Origin of the sequence: Streptomyces monashensis (assembly GCF_001866665.1) — a bacterium.
Taxonomy (GTDB): Bacteria; Actinomycetota; Actinomycetes; order Streptomycetales; family Streptomycetaceae; genus Streptomyces; species Streptomyces monashensis.
Genome location: NZ_MLYO01000192.1, coordinates 1 through 1,446, shown reverse-complemented (window position 1 = coordinate 1,446; position 1,446 = coordinate 1). Strand labels below are relative to the sequence as shown.

The window sequence follows — 1,446 nt, the reverse complement described above, 5'->3', positions numbered from 1 at the left end:
GGCCGTACGAACTGGGTCTCGGCGGCGTTGACGTCGGCGGCCGGCTGCGGCGGGGGACGGCGGGCCGTGTCGCTGACCTTGAGCAGGACGGCGACCAGCAGCCAGTTGGCGACCATCGACGAGCCGCCCTGGGCGAGGAACGGCAGGGCCTTGCCGGTGAGCGGGATGAGCCCGGTGACGCCGCCCACGACGACGAAGACCTGGAGGACGAGCGCCGAGGCCAGGCCGCCGGCGAGCAGCTTGCCGAACGGGTCGGTGACGGTCAGGGCCGTGCGCAGGCCGCGCTCGGCGAGCAGGGCGTAGAGCAGGATGACCAGCGTCACCCCGGCGAGGCCGAGTTCCTCGCCGACCGTGGTCAGGATGAAGTCGCTGCGCCCGGCGAAGCCGATGAGCTCAGGGTGGCCCTCGCCGAGGCCGGTGCCGAGCATGCCGCCCGAGCCGAAGCTGAACAGGGCCTGCGCGGCCTGGTCCGAGACCAGTCCGGCCGGGCGCTGGTCGGGCGGCAGGAAGATGTCCATGGGGTGCAGCCAGGCGACGACGCGGCCGTGCACGTGCGGTTCGAAGGAGCCGACGACGAAGGCCCCGACGGCGAACATGACGACGCCGAACACCACCCAGCTGGTCCGCTCGGTGGCGACGTACAGCATGATCACGAACAGGCCGAAGAAGATCAGCGAGGTGCCGAGGTCCCGCTCGAAGACCAGGACGAGCAGGCTGAGCATCCACACGGCCGCGACCGGGCCGAGCTGCCGCCCGCGCGGCAGGTACATGCCCATCAGGCGCCGTCCGGCGAGCGCGAGGGCGTCCCTGCGCATCGTCAGGTACCCGGCGAAGAACACCACGATGACGATCTTCACGAACTCGCCGGGCTGGAAGGACAGCGGCCCGATGAAGATCCACCGCTTGGCGCCGTAGACGTCGCCGGGGTAGAACGCGGGCGCCATCAGCAGGACCATGCCCACGGCGATCGTGACGTACGGATAGCGCTGGAGCCTGCGGTGGTCCTTGAGCAGCGCCACGACCCCGGCGAACACCGCCACCGCGATGCCGCACCACATCAGCTGCCCGGACGCCGCGGGCGGCGCGTTCTTGTAGTGGGTCGAGTAGGCGATGTCGAGCCGGTGGATCAGGACGAGCCCCAGGCCGGTGAGCAGGGTGGCCAGCGGCAGGATCAGCGGATCGGCGTGCGGTGCGAACCGGCGCACGGCGACGTGGCACACCAGGGGCAGTGCGGCCGCGGCCACGCACGTCAGCGCCATGCCGGGCGGCAGCTTCCCGGTGAGCGCGAGGGCCGTCTCGGCGTAGCCGAACACGCATATGAGTACGGCGCCGAGCAGCAGGGCCAGCTCCAGTCCCCGGTCGCTCAGCCGCCCCGACCGGCTCGGCCGTACGGCCAGTTTCGCCGGTCCACGCCGACCAGTCATGCCTTCCCCCTCGATCGGGTCC

General features: G+C 71.5%; 1 protein-coding gene. It reads right to left on the bottom strand.

What is annotated here, in order from left to right; genetic code table 11:
• A partial coding sequence (locus BIV23_RS45230) for an FtsW/RodA/SpoVE family cell cycle protein (protein WP_079173828.1) occupies positions 1 to 1,424 on the bottom strand: 1,424 nt, incomplete at its 3' end.
• Between the last annotated feature and the right edge of the window lie 22 nt (positions 1,425 to 1,446).